Consider the following 26533-nt stretch of genomic DNA (forward strand, 5'->3'; position numbering starts at 1 on the left):
TTATCAATATTCCAAATTGATTAGTTAACTGATTCCAATGTATAAACACAGTTAGCTCAGTAAAAACCATTTTTATTCTAAATTAAAGATATTCTTTTAATAACTAAGTTTTACAAAGAATATTTTTCCAAGCTGAAACACCAGTAAGATCGGCTACAAACATGCGATCATTAGAATGCAAGTGTTTCTTTAAAATATTCATAATGTTAATACATGAATCAGTGGTTGCAACAATCCAAGTAAACTCTGTGATTTTTATCCATGTTTCATAATCTTTGATAGCCTTAATAAGGTCTTCATGATCTCGTTCTGATTTACTTAAAACGTAAGTAATAATTTTTACATTACTCATAATTGCACTTCCTTATATCAAATATATTCTACAAAAATACCTAATCCACTGTGGCAGGAATTATTTTCTTTCCGATCCCATTTGTTTGAAATGTTTTTTTCATTTTTGTTGTTCACTCTTAGTACGATTTTTTACTTTTGAATAATTTAAAATCAATGTTCTGAAGTTCATGTTACTTTAAACATCTTTCATATCTCTTTCATAAATGTTACAAAAGTCTTTCATTGGTTATAAGTTGTAAAAGGGGGCACGTTACATCGCAATCAACTTAAAATTTTACAATACCCCCAGAACGAAATTTTTTTGTCTTTTATAGAAACGAAGCTGTTTAATGGAAATAAAGATCTTTAATTTGAAATAAAGTTATTTTTTATATTATAAAGTTATATAAAAATGAAAGTCGATATTCTCAAATACGAGGTTGTCATCTTTTTCCATATAAAGGTATAATGTTTGGGGTAGAGTTATTCAACAAACGGGGAGAATTAATGGGAGGACATTATGGGATTATAATCTAAAAGAACTTTAAGCTTTTTTCGTAATGTAGTTATGTGAACTCGAATAGCTCCACTAAAACTATCAGCATTTTGGTCCCATACATGTTCAATCAATTCTTCTTGACTGACTACTTTTTCTTGATTAAGCAGAAAGTATTCAAGCAATCCGAATTCTTTTATTGTGAGTATCAGTTCTTTTTCACCCACAAATGCGGTGCGTTTTGACTTGCGGTAATATATATATTACCGCAAGTCAAAAGGTTATTTTCCTGCACAAATTTCCGTCTTAATAAATTCCTTATTCTTGCTTCCAATTCCTCAAATTCAAATGGTTTAGTTAAATAATCATTCGCACCGATATCTAAGCCTTTAACTTTGTCATTTACGCTACTTCTTGCACTAAGGATTAAGACTTTTAATTCTTTATTTTCTTCTCTTAACTTTTCTAAAACCTTTAATCCGTCCATTTTCGGAAGATTTAAGTCAAGTATAATTAAGTCATAATTTTCAACATACGCCAGTTCGTAAGCATCTTCACCATTACTACAGGTATCAACCGCATACCCTTCTATTCTAAGTCCCTCTGCGAGAGCTTCCTGTAAATCCAACTCATCTTCAACAACAAGAATTCTCATATCTTAATCACCTCATTTTCATTATTATAAATAGGTGTGTGTTAAATCTATGTTAAGCAATTATTATCAAGAAATAATTTCCATCCTTGAAGGAATACATCTATGGTCACTGATTTATGCTAACATGTGCCCAACACCTATAGTAAGCTGTCACTTTGGGTGATTTGAGCTTATATAGGGATCCCTTCTTCTATTGGTTGGGGGATTTTCTGTAAATCAATTACATAATCCCCAAAACGAAAAAAATGAGCTCATTTCTCATAAGTAACCGTAAAGATATCAAATTTTCATTTTGGGGTATTTGCTTTTCTTAGCTTGATGGCAATGGGATACCACCAGCATTTTGCAAAATAACCTACGCTATGCGGAAAAATAAAATAAGCTGCCCATGTGGACAGCTTATTTACATAATTATCGTTATCGGAAGTAAAATTTAACTCGAAAATAGCTAATTTTATCAATTGTTGAATGTCTGAAAAAAATCAAATCAATGATATTGTCGAGATCCTTTGGCAACTTCTTGCTGTGATGACTATCATAGTGAGTTTTTCTCCAGCAACCACTATTAGTGGTTAATTACCATAAGGACTTATTTTTGAAATTTGCTATTTTTTAGAAAGTATGTTAATTTAAGATAGACCTATTTTTGTTCGGTTTGAGATTAAGAATAAATTTTGTTTTTCGTCTAAGGTATTTGAGCAAGGGTAGTAACATATGTGTGGGTATCCACACTAGGAGGCAACAATTATGGAACAAGGTAAAGTAAAATGGTTTAATGCAGACAAAGGTTTTGGATTCATCGAGCGTGAAGGTGGAGAAGACGTATTCGTACATTTCTCAGCTATCCAAATCGACGGTTACAAATCTTTAGACGAAGGACAAAGTGTAACGTTTGAAGTAGAAAAAGGACAACGTGGCCCACAAGCTACTAATGTTCAAAAAGCTTAATATTAGTTCATGAAAGACCCTTTTGTAGGGTCTTTTTTTGATTTTGTTATAATATTCCGAATACAACTTTTTAAGGGGATTTGGGGTGTTTAACTTTTAATGAAAAAGAAGATCTTAGAAATCATAATTTTAGCATTATGGGCTTTTTCTTTTAGTTATCTTGCAATTATATAAGGAATACTAAAAACAGATTATATATAGTCGTAGGATTTCCAATCTTATTTGTTGGTGGAATTTTGATTGTATATCTCATACACGTCTAGTTAACATAACGCATTATTATCGGCAGCAAGGAAAAGAGGAAACCGTCCGCTCACCAAGGAACCTTCTTTTTTTGTTCTATGGATCTATGCATTTTTTTATACATTCCTATCCTAGCGCGGTTTTAGAGTTCTTGTTTGTTACTGGAACTGTATAAAATCTTGCATAATCTTAGCGTGTCTTTTTCCAAAATGCTGCGATACCCCTAGATTTAAAAAGAAATAAGCAGTGATTAGATTTTAAACCTAGTCATTGCTTTATCCATTGCATCTTGGTTTACACCTATATAACGTAACGTGACCTTCTCTGACGAGTGATTGAATATCTCCATGAGTAATGCTATGTTTTTCGTTTGCATGTACATGTGATACCCGTATGTTTTTCTTAACGTATGTGTTCCTATTTCATCTAACCCGAACTTTGCCGCTGCCCCACTTAATATCTTATATGCCATGCTACGACCAATAGGACGATTCTTACCTTGTCTACTTTGTAATAGGTACTCATTATCTTCTCGCTCTTCAATAAACCACTTAAGTTCTCTTTTCAATGTTGCAGTAATTTGAATACGTTTTTGTTTACCTGTCTTCTTTTCGCGCATAGATATATGGCTACCTTTTACATCATCTACTTTCAATTTTAAAATATCACTAATTCGCAAACCTGTATTAATCCCCATGATAAACAGAATGTAATTACGATCACTCTTGTCCTTGAAGTACTCCTTTAGATACTGTATTTGCTCTGAATCTCGAATAGGTTGAACAAAATTCATAGCTCATTCCCTCCATTATGCTCTTCTGTTTCATATACTTCTAATCTAAGAGCAAATGCTAAATTATAAAACGCTCTTGATTTCCAACGACGATAAGTACGTTCAGCCATTCCAATCTCGTTATAAACCATATAATCACATACATCTTCTTCCTCTAAATAACGTTTTTTAATAATGTCCCTCTGAATACTTCCCGCTCGGCCATTACCTAAACGACTTAAAAACTGATCAATACGGAATGACATATCTTTAAGGTACTGTTCGCGTTCGCTGCGCTTTATGTTTTCTAAAGCTACATCTTCTAATGGATTTCCTACCGTATTTGTAGGACCATGATATCTCACTTCATATGAGGGAGTTATTTTCATTTCTTCTCGAACCATTCCGAACTGTTTATTAAGACGTATTTCTTCAAGAAGACTTTCTAATTTTGACTGGGTAGCTGCACGATCTATTTTAGATAAGAAAGTTAATTGATTCATATATAAATACTCCTTGTCTATTTTTTAAATAAAAAAAGCGGACACCAAACTACAGAGCGATATCACTAATGCTCTTCATAGTTCAGTGTCCGCTGGTTCTTCCAGTAGGACTAAATGTTTAATTGCTATTATTATATCATTTTCTTATTTATTTTTAACTTTTTAAGGAGTTTATTTAATAACTTGAAAACCACATCTAAATTCCATAATATTACTTTTTATGGGATATTTTTCTGATTTACTTATCGAATGCTTACAAATAAAATTGATTAGTACTAATTGATTAAATTATTAATGGGGGAACAAAATGAAAGAAAAGGAATTTAAGGATTTTATAAAAGCACTAAAATTATTGCTTATAGTGGGCTGTATTTATGCGCTTATGCTTATATTAGAATGCATTGTGAGTTCAATTTGGAATCTCTTATTACTTGTTGCAATTATTCTCGTAATATTATGGTGCTATTATAAAAAGAAAAAAGAAAAAACATATGCCAAAGGAATCCTTATACTAATAATACTAATTTTATTGGCAATTTGGTCTATTGGCCCCTGTGTTTACCAACGACACATTGCTCAAATGGAAAAAACAGAGTTAGAAGAAAAACAAAGAGAAATTGAAGGTAAACAGTACATAAAAAAAATGGAAGAAGATGCGAAGAAAGCTCAAGATGAAGTGAAGGAAGAAGATGCAAAAAGAAAAGCGGAAGAAGACAAATCTAAGAACAGCGAAAAAGAGAAAAACTCATCTACTCAAAATTACAATTTTAAAGAAGATAGGGATTGTTCCGATTTTAGGAATGCTTCTGAAGCAACTGAATTTATGAAGAAATCAAAGGCAGCTGGATTTGGAGACCATCGTTTGGATAGAAATGGAGACGGCATTGCTTGTAACTAAAGGATAGTAAGAATTGTTTTTAGGAATGCGTATTTGAATTGTTTCAATATTTTTTCTGAAAAAGCACTTTATTTTACTAAAAGGTGGTTGTGGAAACAACCGCCTTTTTATTTATGACAAAATGAAATTTCTATAAAAATTTCATTTTAAAGCAAAACTATAGAGCCTTTCGGCTCTGAACATTTTCATATACTTATTTATAGCTCCTGTCTACTGCTTTAATAAGTTCCCAATCATCTCTCAACCTCTGTTTCTTTGTTTCAATTTCATTCACAGAGTGATTTAGTTCTTTTCGTAAATACTCCAAATCCTCAATCGCTTTCTTTCCAGCTCCATTTTGCGACCAACCTGCTTGTATAAGATTATAAATATCATTTACTCTCTCTTGATTTTTATTTATATCTATAATCAAATTTGTTAAACGCCCTAATGCTGCTTCTATATGTTCCTCATTAAAATACATTTGTCTCATTTTTTTAACCACTCAAATCCTTGAAAACTTTCATCTGCTGCCTTATATTCATCGGCTTTTCTCTTTATAAAAGCTGATACTTCCCCGGCTTTTGTCGCATATACTCTACTGGTTTGATCTAAGCAATGATACAATTCTTCAATCCTTCTCTCCAGACGTTGACTCTTAGTTGAACTAAGATGCTGCATTACTTCTGAAACTACTCGTGGTATCTGATTTTGAAATTCTTCCGCACTTTGTTGCATTTTTTTTGCTGATTCTTCTAAGTATTCCATGACTATCTTGATTTCACCATGCTGTATTGAATATCTGGGAGACTTATATAATTTGTGACCCGTGTTTACGTCTACTAACATGGAATTATTAATATTACCGAAACTATCAAAGTGATAATTTCCTAGACCGTGATAATCCTTTGCTCCTATTGAATCTAAAAACCTATCAATTTGATGCATCCCATAGTCATTATTTGCTGTTTTAAAATCAGAATTGACCATATAGGTATCACCAATATGTGTTTTATCTTCTCTTAGAGCACCACCAGAAATTGAATCTTTCGGATTAATATAATTAGTTATTTGTCCTTTATATTCTCCTGCATCTACTTTTTTCTTTATGTCCTTTGGAAGCATATCATAAATGCCAGGGGCACTGTAAGTAACAGCAGGTACACCGCATATTGCACTAGCAAATTGAGCATTGGCACCACCTAAAGAATGTCCTGTAGTTGAAATTTTCGCACCCTGATATTCATTTTTTACTATTTCTAAAAGTGATACTGATTGTGTAAACTGGTTAGCTGCTATTACTTGACTTTTATCATACGGATTTATTTTCTCACCATCTTGTATCGGATTCTTACCCATTAATATATATTTTGCATCAGTTAAAAAATCAGGCACCGATCTATCTAATGATTCTTTCCCTTCCGTTCCTCTATAAGCAACAACAATTTCTTTAGTTGTTTCATTTTGAAAAACAACTGCATCGAAACCTGTTTCAGGGTCATGCAATTTTGCGCCTTTTGGGTGTATTGGCTTCCAACCGGCAATGTCTATTTTATCTTCTTTTTGATATGCAGCCTCAGATAATTTATTATAAGTTGAATCTGATATAATAGTAGTCAACCCTTCTCCCTCTTTCCTTAACCCCATTCATTTGGTAATATAAGTATAATAATAGCGGGAGGTGAATTGCAATCAAAAAATCACTAAAAATTACAATAATTATCAGTGTAATTCTTGTCGGTATGGCTTCTTGCGCAGTTATAAAATTCATACATACAGCAAATCCTTTAATGTCAATGACTCCCCAAGAAAAGCAAGAAATTAAAAATAAAGCAAACAAAGCTACGATTGAATATTTTAAGAAAGAAAAAAATATTGATGTTACTATTACAGATACTGAATTTTCAAGTGAATTGGGCGGATTAAAACTTTTTGTTAACGGATATATTTCTAATGATAAAAATAAAACTTTTTCTGTTGTAGTATCTTCTACCAATGATTACGAAGTAAGAGAACTTTCCTCACCATAAAAAAGAGACCTAGATTTGATACGCTCCCCTTATAGCAGACAGTAAAAAGAAATCACCTTGATCTGTTTACTATGGAGGGGAGTTTTCTATGAAAAAAGAAACCTATGTGATTTCAGATAGCCACCTAAACAGGGATGTCCAAGCTTCAAAACCGAATGAAAAATAGAGGTGGTAAGAAATGAAAAAACTCCTTTTAATAACGTTATTGGTTGTTTTAGGTTTAGGTTCGTGCACTATATATCAAATTTATAAGGCTACCCACCCTTATAGTGAAAAAGAACAAAATGAAATGAAAGAAAAAGCATCACAAGCCGCTATCGAGTATTTTAAAAAGGAGAAAAATTGGGATATTACAGTGACAAAAGTAGAATTTTCTACAGATATCTCTCGTAGTAGGCTTGAGGTATCTGGCTATATATCTGGTGACAAAAAGAAGAAGGTTTCTGCAAGTATAGATTACAGTAATGATTATACAGTTGGTAGTATAAGTTATTAACATTACAAATTGACTTTTTTCTCTAATAGCATTTTCACCCTCTATACTATCAAATACATAGACAAAACCCAGATAAAGATTCTAGTTAAACTTTGTCTGGGCCTTGTGTTTCATACTCTCCCATTAATTCAATTGCTTTACAATCAAAATAAACGATTATACCCTCTACCTCATATCAATTCGTATAGACCTTTTCACAGTCCTATCATCCTCGCAAATTAAAACATACTTTTTTGAAAATAAAAAGCTCATTAAGTTAGCTCCCACACTCCCTATAAATCTCACTTTATTTATTTCTCAAATCTTTTTTTCTAAAATAGTATTAAATTAATCTCGTCTTCCGCTCATCCATACGAGTCACTTTTCCACTTTTATATACAAAGGACTGTTCACCATGACCACTTGTAGGCGGCTCAATCGGATGTACTTGTCCGTCTTTAACGACATAAATCATATTTTCAACAAGCGAAATTTCCGCTCTCATTTCTGCAATATCTTCTTTAATAATCGCCACATTCACCACTCCCATGATATAATTACTTTGTCAAAAGTAGTCGGGAGTATTCTCGGCTTTTTTATTTGCTTATAAATACTGCACAACATTCTCCGGAACAAATGATTGTTCCAAGGATAGATGAAGCCGTATTGGAATCGGTTCTTTGCTATCCCTTGCTCGCTTACATATCTCTTCAGCTTCTTCCCAATCAAACTGTTTATCCTCCACTCGCTTATAACGCCAAATCCCAATTGTATAATCCTCAAATAATTCGTAACACTCATCAGGCGCTGTCGTTGGTTTTAATTCATCAATCGCTTTGGCTTGACGTGGTATTTGTACAACAACGTCAGCAAAACGTAGTTTAGAATTTAACCGATGAACATGAGCTTTCTTAGGATCAAATGACACAACTGGTTCAACATCAAAGATTGTTAGCTGCTTTGTCATCGCTTGTTCCCTCCAACACCTGCAAACTTGCTATTAAAATCCCTTCAAGCTGCGTTAACGTTAGTTGATCTAATGTTTGTCCGTTAATTTCAGCTAATCCTAATCCCAATAATTTACGAATAATTGCTAGTTTTCTACGTTCTACTTCTTGCCGTAACAACATGATTAAGCCTCCTGTTGATGATTGAACTTACGCTCTAAATTTACAAACTTACTAAATTCTTTAATGAATGCTAGTTCAACTACACCAACTGGGCCATTTCTCTGTTTCGCTAAAATGATTTCTGTTATGTTTTTATTCTCTGTTTCACGGTCGTAATAATCTTCACGATATAAGAATGCAATCAAGTCCGCATCTTGCTCAATTTGACCATTCTCACGTAAATCTGATAGTAACGGGCGTTTATCCTGTCTGCTCTCAACAGCACGACTTAATTGTGATAATGCAACCACACATACATTTAGCTCTCTTGCCATAAGTTTTAGCTTACGACTAATCTCACCAATCTCTTGCATGCGGTTTCCTCTATGCTTCGGATCACCTACAATAAGCTGTAGGTAATCAATTGCTATAAATACCTTTTTATCTGGATATTTCCGCTTTAACTTTCTCGTCTTCGCATAAATTTCTTGCATAGTCACATTTGCTTTATCGTATATTTCTAGCGGTAAATCATTTATTAATCCCATTGCCTGGCTAATTTTTTCCCAATCCTTTAAATTACATAGCTTTTTAGGATTCTTTAATTTCGTAGCATCTATATTTCCGGTACTTGAAATCATACGTTTAAGTAACTGCTCTTCTCCCATCTCTAGTGAAAAGATTCCCGTTGCTGTATGAGCACTTGCTGCATGAAAAGCGACGTTTAATACAAATGCTGTTTTCCCCATCGAAGGACGGGCACCGATAATAATTAAATCTCCTTCTTGTAACCCTGCTGTCATTCTGTTTAAGTCGTCATAACCAGTTGGTATACCGGTTAAATCACCTACATCAATTTGCATATTCTTATACAGATCAACTAGGGTTTCCTTTAGATTAAATTCATCTGAATAACCCGTTTCCTCAATGGCACTTAATTCATCAATCGATGTACTAATAGCACTTATATCTCTTTCATGCTGAAGACGATTATATAAGTTGCCAGCAACCTCTTGAGCATGTCGCATCTTCCACGCCTCAATCACTAAACCCTCGTGATACGAGAAGTTTTTTGTTGTGGTAACAACTTCTGTCAGATTTACAAAGAATTCAATTCCGCCAATTTGATTCATAAAGCTTTCATCGAATTTCCCCATGAGAGCGACAAGATCTATTGGAATCTCAGCATCCTCTAACTCTCTCATCGCTTTAAAAATCACTTGATGTGTTGGTAAAGAAAACTGTTTTACCTTTAGCTGGCAATCTTTAATTAGATCGCCTTCTTGGATAATGCTACCTAAAACACTTTGTTCGGCTTCTGCGTTACGAATCATATCGTTACTCATTGAACCATCCACCCATTTTGTTGATTAAGTGCTGCAAGTTCTTCATCCGTTGGAATGTTTTTCTCCCATGATTGTTGCTGCTGTATTACGTTTTTAGTAGATTCTGATAAGCCTTTTTGTTGATAAGGAGCCTGAATATTTTGTTGCCCTTTTGCTACTCGTTGATTACGAAATGCTTTGTCAGCTGTTTCAACGTCCGCTACGGTTTTCAATCCCTTAAGATGCCAATCTCTTAAAATCGTATTTACGTAATTCATGTTTCTTGTATTTTTCTCTAAAGCGATTTCCATAGCTTTTACAACAAGCTCTGCATTTAAATCATCTATCCATGCATGAATACCATCTGCAATAAAAGGTGTAATCAGTCCAAAGTTTTGTTCGTAAAAAGAAATCGGATTAACCTCAACAACTTCTTCCGCGCTTACGCGTTTTTCTTGTTGTTGTTCTTTTTCTTTTTCTTCTTCCTTGCTAGGGGCTTCGAAGCCCCTTATAAGCCCCTCCAAACGGACTGATAAATACTCCTTAATACGAGGGATTTTAAAACCTTGCTCTCGCTCTAATTGCAAACATGTTTCATAAAAATCAGTTAAAAAATCCTGGTCCTTCACAGATTGAATCTCTTTTAAAACACACTTTTCAATGTTTATATTTTTAATTGGATTAAACTTTAACCAGTTTATTAAGAACAACTCTTTTGTTTTTTGGTTGTAATTAATTTTTCCGTACTCAGCAAAACGTTCTAATAGCTTCATAACAGTTTCACGGTTATATCCTGTATCAGTTTCAATGATTCGAAGTGGAAGCTCATAGATTCCTGATTGAGACGTCTTACTGTTTGTCATTAAATATAAGTAGAAATACTTCTCCTCCGGTGTAAGATCTAAAACAAATGAATCCTGCCAAAATGAAACGTGGACTGGTCTATAAACTGCCATATTATTCATCCTCCCGTTTACATATCGCGAATCCGTCCTCTACACGTAATAAGCGATAATTCTTGTATCCTGTTTTGAGACATTGGTTTACTAAGTAAATTAGGTGTTGCGTTGATGTTGCTCGTTGAAACACTTTAGGATTCAGCAACACTCTATGTAATGACTTGTCTAAAAGCATGCAACACACCCCGTTGTTATACGAATACTAATTTGATATAATTAATCCTAAGATCTTTTGCAAAACCATTTATCTATCACTCTGCTAAGTGATAGATTTTTTATTTTCTACGTCTTACTAATGAGGCCTTAACTCCTCTTGCTCTTAAATCTTTAATCACTACACGATAACTCATCGAAGCCTCATGTTCTTCTTTTGTATCACGAAGCATTTTAAATTCTTTCATACATCGCTCCAGTTCTTCTTCCCAGCGATTTGATTCTTCAATTGATTCTGCATTAAACATGTTATGAATGCATCCAACCATACAGTTATGAAGTTTATTAGCGAATGAAAAGTCTCCAGGAAGAACTAGATCATGAAGACGATTGTTTTTATCGTTCATGAATTACACCTCCTTTCTAATTAACTCAATGCTGTTCTTATTAAGTTTCATAAAATATCCAAGAATCTATTATTTCGGTATAATCTTCCTTAAAAGGAGGTTTAACCAATGAAACTAAATCATGATTGTGTAAGAGATCTTCTTCTTGAATTAGAAGAAAAACTTACTATCAATGAACATTTTCTATTACCACATTTCAATAATCTAAATACCGTTTCAAAACACGGATTCGATGACACCTACTATAGTTTTTTAAAATTGCTGGAAGCTAACTATTTAAATGGAAACTATAAGTATGCTAGTGATGAATTGATTCATTTATCAATTTCTTCTATATCTTGGGATGGTCATCAATTTTTAGATACTATTCGTGACAATGAAATATGGTCAAAAACAAAAAAGGCTGTAGGATCATTATCAAGCGCATCAATTTCCATAATGTCCTCATTAGCGACTAGTTATTTAAAACAGAAGTTTGGATTAAAGTAACGAGGTAGTGATTAACTTTTTGTATTAAATTCATCTATGAATTTATTAAATGCACTCAAAAACTGTGTGAATTTATCTGGAGAGTAGTCATTGCTTTCAAACACTAAACCCAGTGTTAAATGACTCTCTCCTTTTTCTTTCGAATCCCTAATATCAAAAGATGTTTGGTTTTTAATTTCATAATTTGCAATCGAGATATGTACAAATCTTTGTTTACTTACTTCCGGAACATGATACTCCAATTAATTCACCCCGTTTCTTTTTCATTAATGCTGTACGCATCGTTACAACCAGAAAGGAACATTGTAGGAGTATGGGGGAGGAACAATCCCCTTTCTGGTCATAACGACAAGCACAGTGGCTTGTCCAAATGATTTATATAATGTTATAATTGCTTTACGATATTTTTCAGAGCTACTGTTGTCTAGGCGGTAGCTTTTTCTTTTGCCCATTTATGTTTCAAAATGAATGATGCTTCGATAATTTTGATTCGAATCTCCACTAACTTCTTCTCTTGCTTTAACGCAACTGATTTTGAATCCTCATCAAGTAATTCTGCTATTTTAATTTCACCAGTTAGTTTTGCATCATAACGAATTAATTCCTTATATTCTCTTAAACTTGGTTTCTTATAATCTACTGTCATTTTTCTTCCTCCTTTACAGCATTTTTGTTAAAGTCATTAAGCTATCCACCGATTGAATAATAACGTTCTCTGACATAGCCTTTTGCAACCAGCTTCTTTGTATTTGTTCCATAATGCCAAAATGAACTTGTTCAAGAGCTTGTACTACACATTGAGTAGCTTGAATTGTATCGAAGATTTCCTTTGCATGAACTGCGTATTCATGTCTCTTTTTTTCATCAAGCTTCCATGACCTTGTTGCAACTTGTAAGTTCATGATTTCCTTCGCTGCTATAATCCCCTCTTCAGCTTGTTTAATGTAGTTCATCAATTGTAAATTCACATCTTGAGTTAAACGTGGATCTGTAGGCGGTAACCCAACACCATAAATATGCTTAATTGCTTGTTGATTCAACCTTGCTCCTGTTGCATGGCACCAATCCATCGCAAGCTCAAATTCTGGTTTAGAAAGTCCAGATTCAATACGGGTTAATCTTTCATGTGTAATACCAAGGTACTTAGATAACCCTTTCTTCGTTTTCAGCTGAACATTATCACAACATTCTCTAGCATTCTGTAATAATTCCCCTATTGCTGAATTGCAGTATATGCTTGTTCCCATATCTGTTCGCCTCCATATTTAGTTTTCAAATGGTTACAATGAATTTAGTACATATGTAACTTGTCTATTATTCATGTAAAAAGAGAGGAACTAATCCTCAATATTTTCTTTTACTTGTATTTCTTTGATGATGGCCCAACCAGCCTTGTAATATGCTTGACGGATTTTATCAATATCCTTTTGTGATTTTGGCTCAGGAGCCACAACATGGACTTTCGTTTTCCCAAATTCATAGGTCGCCGCATATTCTTCTTGTTGGCTCATGGTGTCACCTCTTGAAGTGCTTTTTATATGTTTATGCGACGGATCTGATGGTACTGCCATGTTAGTTGACGGCATTTTCTCACCTACTTTTATACAAGTTTTATCACCCGTTCCACTTTACGTGTAATTATTACTCAAAAAAAATTGATGGATGTTCATTTAATGCTTTTGCCACAAACTTTAATTCTTGTACTTTAAACGAACGTTTCCCTGCTTCTTTCATGTTATAAGCTGATACAGAAACACTAAGTTCTTTAGCCATAAACACTTGTGAAATGCCTTTAGAAATTCTTAATTCTCGTATCCTTTGATTAATCTCCATTTTAACACCACCTCATTCCACGTAAAGTGAACCTTATATATCAATAGTAATTCCACGTAAAGTGAAAGTTAATGATAAAAATTAACTTTCAGTGAATAAAGTTTCACATAACGTGAAATGTTGTTAAAATAATTAACGAAAAGACAAATAGAAGAATGGAAGGATAAACTATGACTTTAGGCTATAGATTAAAAAAAGAAAGAGAAAGACGCAATTGGTCTCAAAAGTTTGTCGCTGAAAAAATCGGCATTACAAATACTGTCCTTTCAAATTATGAACGCGACTATCGTGACCCTGATACAACAACATTAGGAAAATTAGCTGATTTATATGAAATATCTACAGATCAATTATTGGGTAGGTCTAACAAGCTTTCGAAAAACGAAGAACGCGATATTGCACGTGATTTAGAAAAAACATTAGAAGAATTAGAAAATAGTGAAGAAGCATTAATGTTTGATGGAGAACCCATTGATGAACATACAAAAGAAATGATTCGTATTTCTCTTGAAAACTCTATGCGCATGGCAAAGCAATTAGCAAAACAAAAATTCACTCCAAACAAGTACAAAAAAGATTGAATGGAGCGCGAAATGAACATTAAAGAATACGCACTCAAAATCGTAGAAAAGCATGAAACAACAAATCCATTTGAAATTGCTAGACGAAAAAATATTATAGTGTTGTTTGAAGACCTTGGGAATACTCTTGGTTTTTACAACACATATAAACGTTTTAAATTCATTCATATTAATAATAAAATTGACGAAAATACTCAACGCTTTGTCTGTGCTCATGAATTAGGGCATGCTCTATTACACCCCAAAGCAAATACTCCATTTTTAAGAAATAAAACTCTATTTTCTGTAGATCGATTAGAAATTGAAGCAAATACATTTGCAGTCGAACTCCTACTATCTGATGAAATGATTTCTGAACATCAAAATACTACCCTCTCAATTCGAGAAGTAGCAGAAATTTATGGAATTCCAGGAAATTTTGCTCGCTTAAAATCATTTAATACATTAAAATAATTAGATACATAAATTAAGATTAGGAGAACTAAAAATGAACGCTCTATTTTCAACATTATGCTTATTAACAGTTTTAGCTGCATTAGTTTTACTAGTCACATCATTTGTTTTTCTTATTAGAAAAAAACAAAATGCCAAAAAGTTTTTCAAATTCACTGGTATTGCCTTTATTTTAGCTATCATTTTTCTTATTATAGCCGTTTCAACTCACAAGCCACAGGAAAAGAAGGAAGCAACTTCTACTGAAAATGTAAAAACAACTGCAAACAATAAAGATACTGAAACAAAGAAAAAAGAAACAACGCAACAAGATCAACCAAAACAGGTAGAAATCAGTGAAGATGCTTTTGTTGCTTATGCTCAAAACATTAAGGGCAATGCTTTTATTAAAGATATGAAATTGAATGCAAAAGAAGCAGAAATTACATTCCATGATTCATTTTCATCTTATAAATCAACAAAACCAGATAGTAACGTCACAGAAGAACAATATAAACAGTATTTTTCAACTGGAGATGCTATTGAAAAAATGCTTGTAAGTGAACCTGCAAGATTACTAAGACAATTTCCAGATTTAAATGCTGTAAAAATGACTGTTCCATTTGAAGGAAAAACATACAGTATCAACTTAGATAGAAAATCTTTAAATACATACTTAGGCTTTAAAATTGAAGATTTAAAAGTTGAAGACAAATCTTGGGTCAAAAAGTTTAACGATCCATACGTGTATGATAAGGCAAAACGTAAGGCATTCTTTAAGAAATTTGTTACTGTACAATAATATTCCCCTAAAAAAATCTAGCCTTATCCAATATCACTAATATACTCCAAAATAAAAGGCTGATATCCTCACGCCTTTTATTTTTACACGAAAAACGAACGTACGTTTTATTTTGAGTTCAAAAAATATATATTTATTCGTATCGTTTTTTATATAATAAATAATACAAAGGAGGTTCTCCGCTATGAAAACTGCAATCTACCTACGTAAATCCCGTGCCGATCTCGAAGCCGAAGCACGTGGTGAAGGCGAAACTTTAGCAAAACACCGCTCTACCCTGCTGAAAATTGCCAAGGAAATGAACTTAAATGTTTTAGCTGTTCGTGAGGAAATCGTTTCTGGTGAGAGCTTAGTAAAACGGCCCGAGATGTTAGCACTACTTGAAGAAATTGAAGATAACAAATATGATGTTGTTCTTTGTATGGATATGGACCGTTTAGGTCGTGGCGGTATGAAAGAGCAAGGAATCATTTTAGAGACCTTTAAACGCTCGAATACGAAGATTATGACACCTAGGAAGACTTATGACCTTAATGATGAGTGGGACGAAGAATACAGCGAATTTGAAGCATTTATGGCACGTAAAGAATTAAAGATCATTACACGTCGTATGCAACGCGGCCGTATAGCAAGCGTGGAGGCTGGTAATTACCTCGGTACCCATGCGCCTTATGGTTATGATATCCACCGTTTAAATAAGCGAGAGCGTACGTTAACGATTAATTCAGAAGAAGCTTCTGTCGTAAGAATGATATTTGATTGGTATACAAACGAGGATATGGGCGCTAGCGCAATCAGAAACAAGTTACATGAACTTGGCTACAAAAGTAAGTTAGGTAATGAATGGAACCCTTATAGCATCTTGGATATATTAAAGAACAATGTGTACATCGGAAAAGTAACATGGCAAAAGCGAAAAGAAGTAAAACGACCTGATGCTGTAAAAAGAAGTTGTGCACGCCAAGATAAATCAGATTGGATTATTGCTGATGGCAAACATGAGCCAATCATACCTGAAAGCTTGTTTGAGCAAGTACAAGAAAAATTAAACTCAAGATATCACGTTCCTTACAATACAAACGGGATAAAGAATCCATTGGCTGGTATTATTAAATGCGCTAAATGTGGTTACAGTATGGTCCAACGTTATCCGAAGAACCGAAAAGAAACGATGGATTGTAAACACCGTGGCTGTGAAAACAAATCAAGCTATACTGAATTAATTGAGAAGCGTTTACTCGAGGCTTTAAAAGAATGGTACATCAATTATAAAGCTGATTTTGAAAAGCATAAGCAAGATGACAAGTTAAAAGAAACACAAGTTATTCAAATGAATGAAGCTGCATTAAGAAAGCTTGGGAAAGAATTAGCGGATGTCCAAAAACAGAAAAATAATTTACATGATTTATTAGAACGTGGCGTTTACACAGTCGATATGTTTTTAGAACGCTCGAATGTAGTTTCTGATCGTATTACTGAAATTACTTCCACGATGGAAAACTTAAAGAAAGAAATTAAAACAGAAATTAAGAAGGAAAAAGTGAAGAAAGATACAATTCCTCAAGTAGAGCATGTTCTTGATTTGTACTTTAAAACAGATGATCCCAAAAAGAAAAACAGCCTCCTAAAGTCGGTTTTAGAAAAGGCTGTTTATAAAAAAGAAAAGTGGCAAAGACTTGATGATTTCGAACTTGTGCTTTACCCTAAGCTCCCTCAAGATGGCGACATATAAGCGTTTATGCTTTGTCGTCACCTTGTTGGTGTAATTAGATTTACTCCATTAAGCCCTAAAGCATCATTCGTCGAAACAGCCAATACGACAGGCTTCCCATTTCTAAGCGTCGCTTTTGCTGCCATTAATACTGGAGAGTCTGTCATTGCATTTGCAAATTTACTCATCGAATTCCCTGTTAGTGGTGCAATCACCATGCAATCTAGTGGAATTTTCGGTCCTAGTGGCTCTGCGCCAACGATTGAATTAATTGCCTTAAAACCGGTTATTTCTTCGATCTTTTTAATCCATTCTTCCCCTTCGCCAAATCTAGTATTTGTTGATTGGACAGTATAAGAAACAACGGGACGTACTTCTGCACCTTCTGCAATTAACTTCTCTAAATGTGGCATAACTTCTTCATACGTACAATGTGACCCTGTAAATCCGAAACCAATTCGTTTTCCCTTCAAACTCATTTCTCATCATCCTCCTTTGCGATTGCATCTGCTATTAATAACTGAGAAAGAACATTCGCTAATATTTGTCCTGCTGTTTTCGGTGCAACAATCCCAGGAAGACCAGGTGCTAATAGTGCCTTCACTCCACGCTTCTCCGCATAGCGAAAGTCCGTGCCACCTGGCTTAGAAGCTAAATCAATAACTAGCGTATGAGCTGGCATTTTTGAAAGAACATTCGCTGTCACAACAAGATGCGGAATTGTATTAATAACAATATCGATATTACCTACTTCTTTCTCTATGTCTTGCATATGAAAAGGAGAAAACATCATTTCTGTAATACGAGCAATATGTTCCGAACGTCTCGCTCCAACTTTGACATGTGCTCCTAATGATTGAAAGGCTCTTGCAACACTCATACCAGTTCTACCAAATCCTAAAACCATTACATTCGATCCATGAATTGTGTAATCAGTATGTTGAATAACCATCATTAGTGTACCTTCTACGGTCGGAATAGAGTTATAGATTGCAACATCATCACGATCAAATAATTTTACAAGTTTGCGATTTGTAGTAGCTACGAGATTTTCCAAGTAAGGTGTACCAATACCTGAATATATAGTGAAGTTTTCTGGCGTCTTTTCAATTTGTTCTTTCGTTATGGAAACTTTCTCATTTGAAAAAATAGTATCTACTTCTCCTCTGGCATTCGTCCCTGCAACCGGCAAAATAATTGCATCTAAAGAAGTGAAATTTAAATCTTGTATACTTTCCTTTGCTGCCCCTGTGAAGCCATGATCTAACTGTTCAAACCCTATTAATGAAAGTTTCGCGTCCAGTTCGACTAACTTGCGAATTACTTCTAGCTGCCGTGCATCTCCTCCTATGACAGCAATATGCATCTCAGTCAACATTCCCTAATTCACCTTCTTTTTCTTTCATTTATAAGAAAAATGCCTACTTTTTCTTTTTCCTCCACATCATATGTAATGTACGAGTTTGAGGTGATTGAAAAACAAAAAGCACACGTGATTTATCTTCTTTATATAAAGATAAAAAAAAGACAACCAAAATGGTCATCTTTCACTATGATCTTGAATGGTTCGTAAGATCGCAAAGTATCATATCATTTCCAACCTTCTTTATTTTTCTCCATTCTACTCTCACTTCTTGCTGTTCTCTTTTAAAACCTCCCCATTTCCCAGCAGGTATAATAAGCGCTTGTATTTTTCCATCTCTCTCATCAATTTCTAAATCTGCATGACCTAAAACTCCCATTTTTTCTGCTCTTTCTAAATCCACAATCTCTTTGCCACTTAATTCACTTAAACGCATTAAATCTCCCCCTATCCTACTTTTTATGAAGGTTATCCTATAATAAGTACCTATTCTGCATATATAAAAAAAATAACCGTATCTCATATAAAAGAGATACGGTTATTTCCGAAAGCGAATGAATTACAAGATCGATTAAAGTTTCATTCCTTTTGGCAGTTTTCCATCTGGACTAATAAGTGCCGCAGAGAATTCATCGGTAAACATATTGCGAATTAACTCGTCTACATTTTGCTTTGTTACAGTGTTTACACTTTCAATAATCTCATCAAGAGAACGATGTTTACGAAGAAGCAATTCGTTTTTACCATTACGGCTCATACGACTATTCGTACTTTCTAAACTTAACATTAAGTTTCCTTTTAATTGTTCTTTACTGTTAACAAGCTCTTTTTCTGTAATACCTGTATTTTTCAACGTATTTAACGTTTCTTGCATTGTTTCATACAGTGTATCTAATTGTTTACTACCTGTTCCACCGTAAAGTGTTAACATTCCTGTATCTTCATAAGAAGAGTGATAAGAGAATACTGAGTACGCTAACCCGCGTTGCTCACGTACTTCTTGGAATAAACGGCTACTCATACTACCGCCTAAAACATTATTTAATACAATTAAGTTATAAATATCTTCGTGTCCCATTTGCAAGCCTTTATATCCTAAACATAAATGAGCTTGTTCTGTTTCCTTCTTACGTGCTACTTTATTGAAATGGAAAATTGGGCTATGTACTTGTTCACGGTTTGTTGTCCCTTCGTAACTACCGAAATATTGCTCTACAGTTTGTAAAAATGCTTCATCAATATTCCCTGCAATTGATACAACAACATTTTCAGGTGTGTAATGATCTTTCATATATTGACGTAACGTATCACCTGTAAATGTTTCAAGCGTTTCTTCTGTTCCTAAAATAGGATATCCAAGCGGATGCGTTTCATATGTTGCTTTCGTTAACATATCATGCACAATATCATCTGGCGCATCTTCGTACATTTTTATTTCTTCACATACAACATTCTTCTCTTTTTTCAGTTCTTCCTCATCAAATGTTGAATTAAAGAACATATCTGCTAAAACATCTAATGCATATTTAGCATGCTCATCTAGCACTTTCGCATAGTAACATGTATATTCTTTTGAAGTAAAAGCATTTACTTGTCCACCAATGCTATCAAATGATTCTGCAATCTCTCTTGCACTTCGCGTTTCTGTCCCTTTAAAGAACATATGTTCCAAAAAGTGCGAAACCCCATTATTTTTTTCATTTTCATTTCTTGAACCTGCGTGGATCCATATACCAATCGCAACCGAGCGTACAGTTGGTATATTCTCCATAACAATTCTTACACCATTTTTACACGTATATTTTTTAATCAAAAACTTTCCTCCTAATGCCAGTTTCTCTAAATAATTGCTATTATTTAATGATAACAAGTTTAGAGATGAATGTCATGCAAATGTATTTAATCCACACGTTTTTCATCTAGTAATTCTGTAATATTCCCCACTTTATATCCTTGTTCCTTTAAATTTTTAATCATAGTATCTAGCGCTTCTGTTGTAGATGAAGTAGGATGCATTAGCACGATAGCACCTGGATGTATTTTTCGCATTACTCTCTGCAATAGCACACCCGGTTCTGGCCGCTTCCAATCAATTGTATCTACAGTCCACATAATCGTCCCCATTTGGAAATCATCCGCTATTTTTACTACCTCATCCCGAAAGCTTCCACTTGGCGGAGCAAACCATCTCACTTTCTGATTTGTAGCTGCTTCTATCATTCGATTCGTTTTTTGTAATTGATCTCGTATTTCATCTGTAGACAGCGTTTTCATATTAGGGTGTGTGTAAGAATGATTTCCTACTTCTTGATTTGCATCGACAATCATTTTGGCAAATCGTAAGTTTTCTTTCACCCAGCGTCCTTCTAAAAAGAAAGTCGCCTTCACATCATGTTTTTTCAATATCTCTAATATACGTGGCAAATACTCATTACCCCAGGCCACATTAATTGTTAATCCCACCATCTTTTTATTTGGATGTCCTCGATAAATGGGAGCTGGTGGTAAATCTTCTAAGTGAACACTCGGTGATACTTCCTTAAATTCAAGTTGTTTTTGATCAAACTTCTTGATTTTCTTCATATTATTATAGGACGCTTCTATATCCACTTGTTTTCCATTATACCCAGGCGTCGCCTTCCAAATCTTATCAATCATCGCATTTTGCGGCATAATCTCGTACTGTTTTACATGCTTTTGAATCTCTTCATGCAAGTTATCCTGCGCAAAAACGGAATAAGAGCCACAACCCATATATAAAGAAAATATAAATATGTACGCTAATATACGAGCTTTCATATAAACCCTCCCATTAACTATAAAAAAGAAACCATTTTCTTCTTATCTTTGTTAATTTGAGCGTTATGATGAAAACTATACCTATACTCACATAAAAATCTAAATAAATCACATTTTTTACATAACAAAAAAAGCCAGCTAAACTGGCTTTCACTTATTGTTGCTCTTGTGCGTTTTCTTCTTTAGCTGCTTCTTCTTTAGCTGCTTCTTTTTCTTGCTCTTCTTTTAGCAATACTTTTCTAGATAAGTTTACACGACCTTGTTTGTCAATCTCGATAACTTTAACTGAAATCTCATCACCGATTTTCACAACGTCTTCTACCTTACCTACACGCTCAAGTGCAAGTTCAGAAATGTGAACAAGTCCATCTTTACCGCTAAATAATTCAACGAACGCACCGAATTTTTCAACGCGTTTAACTTTTCCTAAGTAGATTTCGCCTACTTGTACTTCGCGAACGATATCTTCGATAATTTTCTTCGCTTTTTCATTCATCTCTTGATTAATTGATGAAATGAATACTGTACCATCTTGCTCGATGTCAATTTTAACGCCAGTTTCTTCAATGATTTTATTGATCTGTTTACCACTTGGTCCAATAACATCACGAATTTTATCTGGGTTAATTGCCATTGTAATAATCTTCGGAGCATACGCAGATAACTCAATGCGAGGTTCAGCGATAACAGATAACATGTGATTTAGAATGTGCATACGACCAACTTTCGCTTGTTGTAATGCTTCTTCTAAAATCTCACGAGATAAACCATCGATTTTAATGTCCATTTGTAGTGCAGTTACACCTTTTGCAGTACCTGCTACTTTAAAGTCCATATCACCTAAATGGTCTTCCATTCCTTGAATATCTGTTAAAATTGTGTAATGCTCACCAGATTTCACTAGACCCATTGCAATACCAGCAACTGGTGCTTTAAGTGGTACACCCGCATCCATCATCGCTAATGTACTACCGCAAATACTCGCTTGTGAAGTAGAACCATTTGACTCTAATACTTCAGATACAAGACGAACTGTATATGGGAAATCCTTTTCAGATGGAAGTACAGGTTCAAGAGCACGTTCTCCTAGTGCTCCGTGACCAATTTCACGACGACCTGGTCCACGCATTGGTCTTGTTTCACCAACACTAAATGAAGGGAAATTATAATGGTGCATAAAGCGTTTTGACTCTTCTACACCTAGACCATCTAAAATTTGCACATCGCCTAATGCACCTAATGTACAAATACTTAATGCTTGCGTTTGTCCACGTGTGAATAGACCAGAACCATGTGTACGAGATAAAATGCCAACCTCTGATGCTAAAGGACGAATTTCGTCACCTTTACGACCATCTGGGCGGATTTTTTCAACTGTAATAAGACGACGTACTTCTTCTTTTACAATTTTATATAAAATCTCACTTACTTGTCCTAATGTATCAGCATCAGCTTCCTCAGCTTCGTAATGCTCAATTACACGCTTTTTCACTACGCTAATTGCATCTTCACGTGCATGTTTTTCGTGCACTTGAATTGCAGAATGCATATCTGTCTCAGCCATTTCACGTACAGCTTGGTTCAAATCAGCATCCACTTCATAAAGTTTCACTGCTGTTTTCTCTTTACCGACAGCTTGTACAATCTCTTCTTGGAATGCAATTAGACGTTTAATTTCATCGTGTCCAAACATAATTGCTTCTAACATTGTTTCTTCAGGTACTTGATCCGCTCCTGCTTCAACCATGTTAATTGCATCTTTCGTACCAGCTACAACAAGGTGCATATCACTTTGTTCTTGCTGTTCTACTGTTGGATTAATAACGAACTCGCCATTAATACGACCAACTGTCGCACCTGCGATTGGACCTTCAAATGGAATATCTGAAATAGATAATGCTAATGAAGAACCAAGCATAGCTGCCATCTCAGAAGAACAATCTTGATCAACACTCATTACGATGCTGACAACTTGTACTTCATTACGGAAACCATCTGCGAAAAGTGGACGGATTGGACGGTCAATTAAACGACTTGCTAAAATTGCTTTTTCACTTGGACGGCCTTCGCGCTTAATAAAACCGCCTGGGATTTTTCCAACTGCATATAAACGCTCTTCATAGTTTACTGTAAGCGGGAAGAAATCTACATTTTTTGGCTCTTTTGATGCAGTTGCTGTAGATAGAACTGCTGTGTCGCCATATCTTACTAATACTGCTCCGTTTGCTTGTTTTGCAAGCTGACTTGTTTCAATTGTTAGCTGACGACCAGCTAAATCTATCGAGAAGACTTGCTTTTCCTGACTCATTTAAGTACCCCTCTCAATTTAAAATATTCAATTCTTCTATGTAAATGGGTAGTATATCACAATATTCTTTCCTCTAGTATTGCCGAAAATTAAGTAAGCTATAAAGAGTAGAAGATATATTTTTACCTAACAAAAAAGCGGGAATATTCCCGCTTCTTTGACTATCGACGTAAGCCAAGCTTTGTGATTAATTCACGGTAACGTGTGATATCGCTATTACGAAGGTAAGTAAGTAAGTTACGACGTTTACCAACCATCTTTAATAGACCACGACGTGAATGATGATCCTTCTTGTGAGTACGTAAGTGCTCGTTTAGAGTGTTAATTTGCTCCGTTAGGACAGCAATTTGAACCTCTGGAGAACCAGTATCAGTCTCATGAGTTCTAAATTGTGCAATGATTTCATTTTTACGCTCTTGTGTTAAAGCCATCCTATTTCACCTCCTAATAATTAAACCCCCAGTTACCTAGCAAGCATCGGTGAGTCGCAATGCCAAGTAATGGTTGTCATAAAGTACATAACATAGAATACTACTTTTCATTTGAAAAAGCAAGTATATTCTTTACGCTCGCAAAATATTCTTGGGCAACCTTTTTATCTTGAGCGATTTGCGCAACTAACTCATCAATTCCATTAAACTTTTTTTCTTCTCTTATACGCATGTGCCATTCCACTGTAACACTTTGATCGTATATGTCTTTATTAAATTCAAATAGATGCACTTCAATAGATAATTGACGCTCATTCTCTTTGAAAGTTGGTTTATATCCGATATTACATACACCATCATGCCATTCATCATGAACCTTCAACCTTACCGCATATACACCTACAGGTGGCAACAAATATTCATCACTTAAACCTACATTTGCAGTTGGGAAACCAATTTGACGTCCACGCTTATCACCGTGTACAACTGTTCCTTCTACCGTGTAAGCTCTCCCTAAAATAGATGGAATTTGTTCCATTTCACCGTTTCGAATTAACTTTCGTAATGAAGTAGAACTTACTTTTTCTTCTTGATATTCAACTTTTTCGATCACGGTCTGTGTAAACTCCCCTCTTGCATGAAATGGTAAAGTCTCCATCTTCCCTTTTCCTAAACGTCCATATGAATAATCAAAGCCTGCTACTACATGCTTTACATTTAAACCAATAATATACTCATCGACAAACTGCTGTGGTAATAATCCAGCAAATGGCTCATCGAATTTCACCACATATAAGATATCAATTCCTAAACTTGCGATGATTTCTTCTTTAAGGCGCATCGGTGTAATATACTCCACATGCGCTTCTTTTTTTCCTAATACAACAGATGGGTGTGGATGGAACGTCATGACAGCACTTTTACATCCTCTTTCATCCGCTATTTTTTTCGCTGTTCGAATCACACGTTGATGTCCTAAATGAATGCCATCAAAATATCCTAATGCCATTACAGTAGGTGGTAATTCTATTTTATTTTGTTCATGTGGATGAGTTAAATGAATAAGTTTCACGCTTGAATTCACCTTTTTCTGTAATAATCCTTCCAATAATTCATTATAGCTTTAGTTCTTGATTATTCACAAGTACTTTCATTGGCTTTAGCATTCCAGGGTGTTTTGGGTGATGTTCATAAATTGCTAAGCAACGATCATTTTTATCAAATACTGTAATAAATGGTGCTGTTGTTTCTAATTCATTCTTTAAGAACATACCGTTCTTTATTTTTTCAGCTTGCTTTTCATCTACAATCATTTTTGGAAACTTACTTAGCGCCTCATCAATTGAGATGAAAATAGACTCTACTGTTCCATTTTGCACGTTTTCTTCAATTTCTTCAAATGATATGCAATCTTCTAGTAAAAATTCACCAGATGCTGTTCTTACAAGGTGAGACATATGTGATGGAAATCCAAGTTTTTCACCTATCATTACTGCTAGTGTTCTTACATATGTTCCTTTACTACACGTTACACGGAAACGAAATGAAATATTTTCCCCTTCAAAAACTTCACGTTCATCAAGTAATACAAATTCATGAATTGTAATTGTACGAACTGGACGTTCAACTTCTTGTCCTGCCCTTGCATATTCGTATAGTTTTTTCCCGTTAACTTTTACAGCTGAGAACATCGGCGGCATTTGTTCAATTGTCCCTGTTAATTCCGCTAGTACCTCTTCTACTTCTTTACGTGTAATGACACGATTTACATCTTGTTTCTCCACAACTTCACCAGAAGCATCTTCTGTTGTTGTCGAAAATCCTAATGTCACTTCACCTTCGTATGTTTTTGTTTCACTTGTTAAAAATTGCGCAATTTTTGTTGCACGCCCAACGCAAATAGGTAATACTCCTGTTACATCTGGATCCAGTGTCCCTGTATGACCAATTCGTTTCTCACGCAATATCTTTCTTAATTTGAACACACAATCATGTGATGTCATTCCCTTTGGCTTATGTAATAATACTACACCTTCCATATACTCACCTCATCATTATTCTTTTGTAGTAATTGCAATTATGCAAAACTTATTTTACATTGAAAAAATGGATAGACAAATGTCTATCCATTATTCTTCACGTTTACCGTCTTTATTAATTTCATGTAAAAGTGTATCAATTCGATGACCATATCCGATAGACTCATCAAACTCAAAGGTAATTTCTGGTGTTTTACGAAGACGAATACGTTGGCCAATTTCTGAACGAATAAAACCTTTTGCCTTCGCTAAACCTTTTAATGTATTTTCTTTCTGTTCTTCGTCACCTAAAACAGAAATGTATACTTTAGCAATTTGTAAATCTCCACTCACTTGTACATCTGTTACTGTAACAAATCCAATACGTGGGTCTTTAATTTTACGACTGATAATGTCGCCTAATTCTTTTTTCATTTGCTCGCCCACACGGTTCGCACGTAATTTCATAACTCTTCACCTC

The 26533-nt window shown here is 34.5% G+C and carries 36 protein-coding genes and 1 pseudogene; 9 read left to right on the forward strand and 28 right to left on the reverse strand.

All coding sequences use genetic code 11. The annotated features are described in order from the left end of the window. Positions 1 to 103 precede the first annotated feature (103 nt). From QCI77_RS19235 to QCI77_RS19245, 3 genes are all read right to left on the reverse strand, one after another. The gene (locus QCI77_RS19235; RefSeq protein ID WP_353825378.1) at positions 104 to 352 is read right to left on the reverse strand and encodes a CRISPR-associated protein Cas2; all 249 of its coding nucleotides are present in this window, start codon (positions 350 to 352) and stop codon (positions 104 to 106) included. A gap of 485 nt (positions 353 to 837) precedes the next feature. Continuing rightward, on the reverse strand, positions 838 to 1056 hold the full coding sequence (locus QCI77_RS19240; RefSeq protein ID WP_353825379.1) for a winged helix-turn-helix domain-containing protein: 219 nt from the start codon (positions 1054 to 1056) through the stop codon (positions 838 to 840). Then, complete coding sequence (locus QCI77_RS19245; protein WP_353825380.1) at positions 1038 to 1484, reverse strand: response regulator; 447 nt, start codon at positions 1482 to 1484, stop codon at positions 1038 to 1040. Before QCI77_RS19245 ends, QCI77_RS19240 begins: the two co-directional genes overlap by 19 nt. A gap of 747 nt (positions 1485 to 2231) precedes the next feature. On the opposite strand from QCI77_RS19245, the gene QCI77_RS19250 reads away from it, so the two are divergent. Next, a complete protein-coding gene (locus QCI77_RS19250; RefSeq protein ID WP_002130770.1) occupies positions 2232 to 2432 on the forward strand; it encodes a cold-shock protein in 201 nt (66 codons plus the stop codon). Positions 2433 to 2925: 493 nt separating this feature from the next. Here the strand turns inward: QCI77_RS19250 and QCI77_RS19255 are convergent, their stop codons facing one another. Both QCI77_RS19255 and QCI77_RS19260 read right to left on the reverse strand, forming a co-directional pair. Then, positions 2926 to 3468 (reverse strand): site-specific integrase, encoded by a 543-nt coding sequence (locus tag QCI77_RS19255; protein WP_353825381.1) that lies wholly within the window; start codon positions 3466 to 3468, stop codon positions 2926 to 2928. Next, on the reverse strand, positions 3465 to 3950 hold the full coding sequence (locus QCI77_RS19260; protein WP_353825382.1) for an ArpU family phage packaging/lysis transcriptional regulator: 486 nt from the start codon (positions 3948 to 3950) through the stop codon (positions 3465 to 3467). Before QCI77_RS19260 ends, QCI77_RS19255 begins: the two co-directional genes overlap by 4 nt. Before the next feature lie 307 nt (positions 3951 to 4257). Between QCI77_RS19260 and QCI77_RS19265 the strand changes: the two genes are divergently transcribed. Further along, positions 4258 to 4848 carry an excalibur calcium-binding domain-containing protein gene (locus QCI77_RS19265; RefSeq protein WP_353825383.1) on the forward strand — a complete coding sequence of 197 codons (591 nt, stop codon included), beginning with the start codon at positions 4258 to 4260 and terminating at the stop codon, positions 4846 to 4848. A 193-nt stretch (positions 4849 to 5041) separates the two neighbouring features. On the opposite strand, the gene QCI77_RS19270 is transcribed toward QCI77_RS19265, so the two are convergent. Continuing rightward, positions 5042 to 5320 carry a hypothetical protein gene (locus QCI77_RS19270; RefSeq protein WP_002161963.1) on the reverse strand — a complete coding sequence of 93 codons (279 nt, stop codon included), beginning with the start codon at positions 5318 to 5320 and terminating at the stop codon, positions 5042 to 5044. Beyond that, the gene (locus QCI77_RS19275) at positions 5317 to 6447 is read right to left on the reverse strand and encodes a Tle-like phospholipase domain-containing protein (RefSeq protein ID WP_353825384.1); all 1131 of its coding nucleotides are present in this window, start codon (positions 6445 to 6447) and stop codon (positions 5317 to 5319) included. The genes QCI77_RS19270 and QCI77_RS19275 overlap by 4 nt, the downstream gene beginning before the upstream one ends. A 122-nt stretch (positions 6448 to 6569) precedes the next feature. On the opposite strand from QCI77_RS19275, the gene QCI77_RS19280 reads away from it, so the two are divergent. Further along, positions 6570 to 6857, forward strand: coding sequence for a hypothetical protein (locus tag QCI77_RS19280; RefSeq protein WP_016512406.1), 288 nt, complete (start codon positions 6570 to 6572; stop codon positions 6855 to 6857). 178 nt (positions 6858 to 7035) lie between these two features. Further along, on the forward strand, positions 7036 to 7353 hold the full coding sequence (locus QCI77_RS19285; RefSeq protein WP_016512405.1) for a hypothetical protein: 318 nt from the start codon (positions 7036 to 7038) through the stop codon (positions 7351 to 7353). Positions 7354 to 7675: 322 nt separating this feature from the next. Here QCI77_RS19285 and QCI77_RS19290 read toward each other — a convergent pair whose 3' ends face one another. The 6 genes from QCI77_RS19290 to QCI77_RS19315 form a co-directional block, all read right to left on the reverse strand. Further along, a complete protein-coding gene (locus tag QCI77_RS19290) occupies positions 7676 to 7867 on the reverse strand; it encodes a DUF3954 domain-containing protein (protein WP_016512404.1) in 192 nt (63 codons plus the stop codon). A gap of 69 nt (positions 7868 to 7936) precedes the next feature. Beyond that, the gene (locus QCI77_RS19295; protein ID WP_016512403.1) at positions 7937 to 8299 is read right to left on the reverse strand and encodes a hypothetical protein; all 363 of its coding nucleotides are present in this window, start codon (positions 8297 to 8299) and stop codon (positions 7937 to 7939) included. Beyond that, positions 8274 to 8462, reverse strand: a complete 189-nt coding sequence (locus tag QCI77_RS19300) for a hypothetical protein (protein WP_016512402.1) — start codon at positions 8460 to 8462, stop codon at positions 8274 to 8276. The genes QCI77_RS19295 and QCI77_RS19300 overlap by 26 nt, the downstream gene beginning before the upstream one ends. Positions 8463 to 8464: 2 nt before the next feature. Continuing rightward, positions 8465 to 9787 carry a replicative DNA helicase gene (dnaB, locus tag QCI77_RS19305; protein WP_353825385.1) on the reverse strand — a complete coding sequence of 441 codons (1323 nt, stop codon included), beginning with the start codon at positions 9785 to 9787 and terminating at the stop codon, positions 8465 to 8467. Beyond that, entirely contained in the window at positions 9784 to 10722 is a 939-nt protein-coding gene (locus QCI77_RS19310) for a DnaD domain-containing protein (RefSeq protein ID WP_353825386.1), read from the reverse strand. Before QCI77_RS19310 ends, dnaB begins: the two co-directional genes overlap by 4 nt. Before the next feature lie 278 nt (positions 10723 to 11000). After that, a complete protein-coding gene (locus tag QCI77_RS19315) occupies positions 11001 to 11285 on the reverse strand; it encodes a hypothetical protein (RefSeq protein ID WP_353825387.1) in 285 nt (94 codons plus the stop codon). 108 nt (positions 11286 to 11393) lie between these two features. On the opposite strand from QCI77_RS19315, the gene QCI77_RS19320 reads away from it, so the two are divergent. Next, the gene (locus QCI77_RS19320; protein WP_000773057.1) at positions 11394 to 11774 is read left to right on the forward strand and encodes a DUF2513 domain-containing protein; all 381 of its coding nucleotides are present in this window, start codon (positions 11394 to 11396) and stop codon (positions 11772 to 11774) included. Positions 11775 to 11785: 11 nt separating this feature from the next. Here QCI77_RS19320 and QCI77_RS19325 read toward each other — a convergent pair whose 3' ends face one another. The 5 genes from QCI77_RS19325 to QCI77_RS19345 all read right to left on the reverse strand — a co-directional run bounded on the left by QCI77_RS19325 (position 11786) and on the right by QCI77_RS19345 (position 13607). Then, the gene (locus QCI77_RS19325) at positions 11786 to 12016 is read right to left on the reverse strand and encodes a hypothetical protein (protein WP_353825388.1); all 231 of its coding nucleotides are present in this window, start codon (positions 12014 to 12016) and stop codon (positions 11786 to 11788) included. A gap of 182 nt (positions 12017 to 12198) precedes the next feature. Continuing rightward, on the reverse strand, positions 12199 to 12420 hold the full coding sequence (locus QCI77_RS19330) for an RNA polymerase subunit sigma (RefSeq protein ID WP_353825389.1): 222 nt from the start codon (positions 12418 to 12420) through the stop codon (positions 12199 to 12201). Between the two features lie 13 nt (positions 12421 to 12433). Then, positions 12434 to 13021: a sporulation sigma factor-processing peptidase gene (locus QCI77_RS19335; protein ID WP_353825390.1), complete on the reverse strand. Its 588-nt coding sequence runs from the start codon at positions 13019 to 13021 to the stop codon at positions 12434 to 12436. 90 nt (positions 13022 to 13111) lie between these two features. Continuing rightward, positions 13112 to 13360, reverse strand: coding sequence for a hypothetical protein (locus tag QCI77_RS19340; RefSeq protein WP_353825391.1), 249 nt, complete (start codon positions 13358 to 13360; stop codon positions 13112 to 13114). 55 nt (positions 13361 to 13415) lie between these two features. Beyond that, positions 13416 to 13607 (reverse strand): helix-turn-helix transcriptional regulator, encoded by a 192-nt coding sequence (locus tag QCI77_RS19345; RefSeq protein WP_353825392.1) that lies wholly within the window; start codon positions 13605 to 13607, stop codon positions 13416 to 13418. A 170-nt stretch (positions 13608 to 13777) separates the two neighbouring features. On the opposite strand from QCI77_RS19345, the gene QCI77_RS19350 reads away from it, so the two are divergent. From QCI77_RS19350 to QCI77_RS19365, 4 genes are all read left to right on the forward strand, one after another. Further along, positions 13778 to 14188, forward strand: a complete 411-nt coding sequence (locus tag QCI77_RS19350; RefSeq protein ID WP_353825393.1) for a helix-turn-helix domain-containing protein — start codon at positions 13778 to 13780, stop codon at positions 14186 to 14188. Between the two features lie 12 nt (positions 14189 to 14200). Next, positions 14201 to 14641: an ImmA/IrrE family metallo-endopeptidase gene (locus QCI77_RS19355; protein WP_353825394.1), complete on the forward strand. Its 441-nt coding sequence runs from the start codon at positions 14201 to 14203 to the stop codon at positions 14639 to 14641. A gap of 34 nt (positions 14642 to 14675) precedes the next feature. After that, positions 14676 to 15422 carry a hypothetical protein gene (locus tag QCI77_RS19360; RefSeq protein ID WP_353825395.1) on the forward strand — a complete coding sequence of 249 codons (747 nt, stop codon included), beginning with the start codon at positions 14676 to 14678 and terminating at the stop codon, positions 15420 to 15422. A gap of 184 nt (positions 15423 to 15606) precedes the next feature. Next, positions 15607 to 17154, forward strand: coding sequence for a recombinase family protein (locus tag QCI77_RS19365; protein ID WP_353825396.1), 1548 nt, complete (start codon positions 15607 to 15609; stop codon positions 17152 to 17154). Positions 17155 to 17186: 32 nt separating this feature from the next. Here QCI77_RS19365 and dpaB read toward each other — a convergent pair. The 10 genes and pseudogenes from dpaB to rbfA form a co-directional block, all read right to left on the reverse strand. Next, a pseudogene (dpaB, locus tag QCI77_RS19370) lies at positions 17187 to 17612 on the reverse strand (dipicolinate synthase subunit B); the annotation flags it as partial. Then, positions 17609 to 18511 (reverse strand): dipicolinic acid synthetase subunit A, encoded by a 903-nt coding sequence (gene dpaA, locus QCI77_RS19375; RefSeq protein WP_002088148.1) that lies wholly within the window; start codon positions 18509 to 18511, stop codon positions 17609 to 17611. The pseudogene dpaB and the gene dpaA, both read right to left, overlap by 4 nt. 172 nt (positions 18512 to 18683) lie before the next feature. Next, entirely contained in the window at positions 18684 to 18932 is a 249-nt protein-coding gene (locus QCI77_RS19380) for a YlmC/YmxH family sporulation protein (RefSeq protein WP_050000361.1), read from the reverse strand. Between the two features lie 135 nt (positions 18933 to 19067). After that, positions 19068 to 20309: a M16 family metallopeptidase gene (locus QCI77_RS19385; protein ID WP_002088150.1), complete on the reverse strand. Its 1242-nt coding sequence runs from the start codon at positions 20307 to 20309 to the stop codon at positions 19068 to 19070. A gap of 86 nt (positions 20310 to 20395) precedes the next feature. Continuing rightward, entirely contained in the window at positions 20396 to 21295 is a 900-nt protein-coding gene (locus tag QCI77_RS19390) for a polysaccharide deacetylase family protein (protein WP_002033683.1), read from the reverse strand. 154 nt (positions 21296 to 21449) lie between these two features. After that, a complete protein-coding gene (pnp, locus tag QCI77_RS19395) occupies positions 21450 to 23603 on the reverse strand; it encodes a polyribonucleotide nucleotidyltransferase (RefSeq protein ID WP_002033682.1) in 2154 nt (717 codons plus the stop codon). Between the two features lie 161 nt (positions 23604 to 23764). After that, entirely contained in the window at positions 23765 to 24034 is a 270-nt protein-coding gene (gene rpsO / locus QCI77_RS19400) for a 30S ribosomal protein S15 (RefSeq protein ID WP_001229392.1), read from the reverse strand. A gap of 100 nt (positions 24035 to 24134) precedes the next feature. Beyond that, positions 24135 to 25106 carry a bifunctional riboflavin kinase/FAD synthetase gene (gene ribF, locus QCI77_RS19405; RefSeq protein WP_002128800.1) on the reverse strand — a complete coding sequence of 324 codons (972 nt, stop codon included), beginning with the start codon at positions 25104 to 25106 and terminating at the stop codon, positions 24135 to 24137. Positions 25107 to 25149: 43 nt separating this feature from the next. Further along, the gene (gene truB / locus QCI77_RS19410; RefSeq protein ID WP_353825397.1) at positions 25150 to 26073 is read right to left on the reverse strand and encodes a tRNA pseudouridine(55) synthase TruB; all 924 of its coding nucleotides are present in this window, start codon (positions 26071 to 26073) and stop codon (positions 25150 to 25152) included. A gap of 90 nt (positions 26074 to 26163) precedes the next feature. After that, positions 26164 to 26520, reverse strand: a complete 357-nt coding sequence (gene rbfA, locus QCI77_RS19415; RefSeq protein WP_000776437.1) for a 30S ribosome-binding factor RbfA — start codon at positions 26518 to 26520, stop codon at positions 26164 to 26166. Positions 26521 to 26533: the final 13 nt, after the last annotated feature.

The sequence above is a fragment of the Bacillus cereus group sp. MG9 genome (assembly GCF_040459995.1).
GTDB classification, from domain to species: domain Bacteria; phylum Bacillota; class Bacilli; order Bacillales; family Bacillaceae_G; genus Bacillus_A; species Bacillus_A mycoides.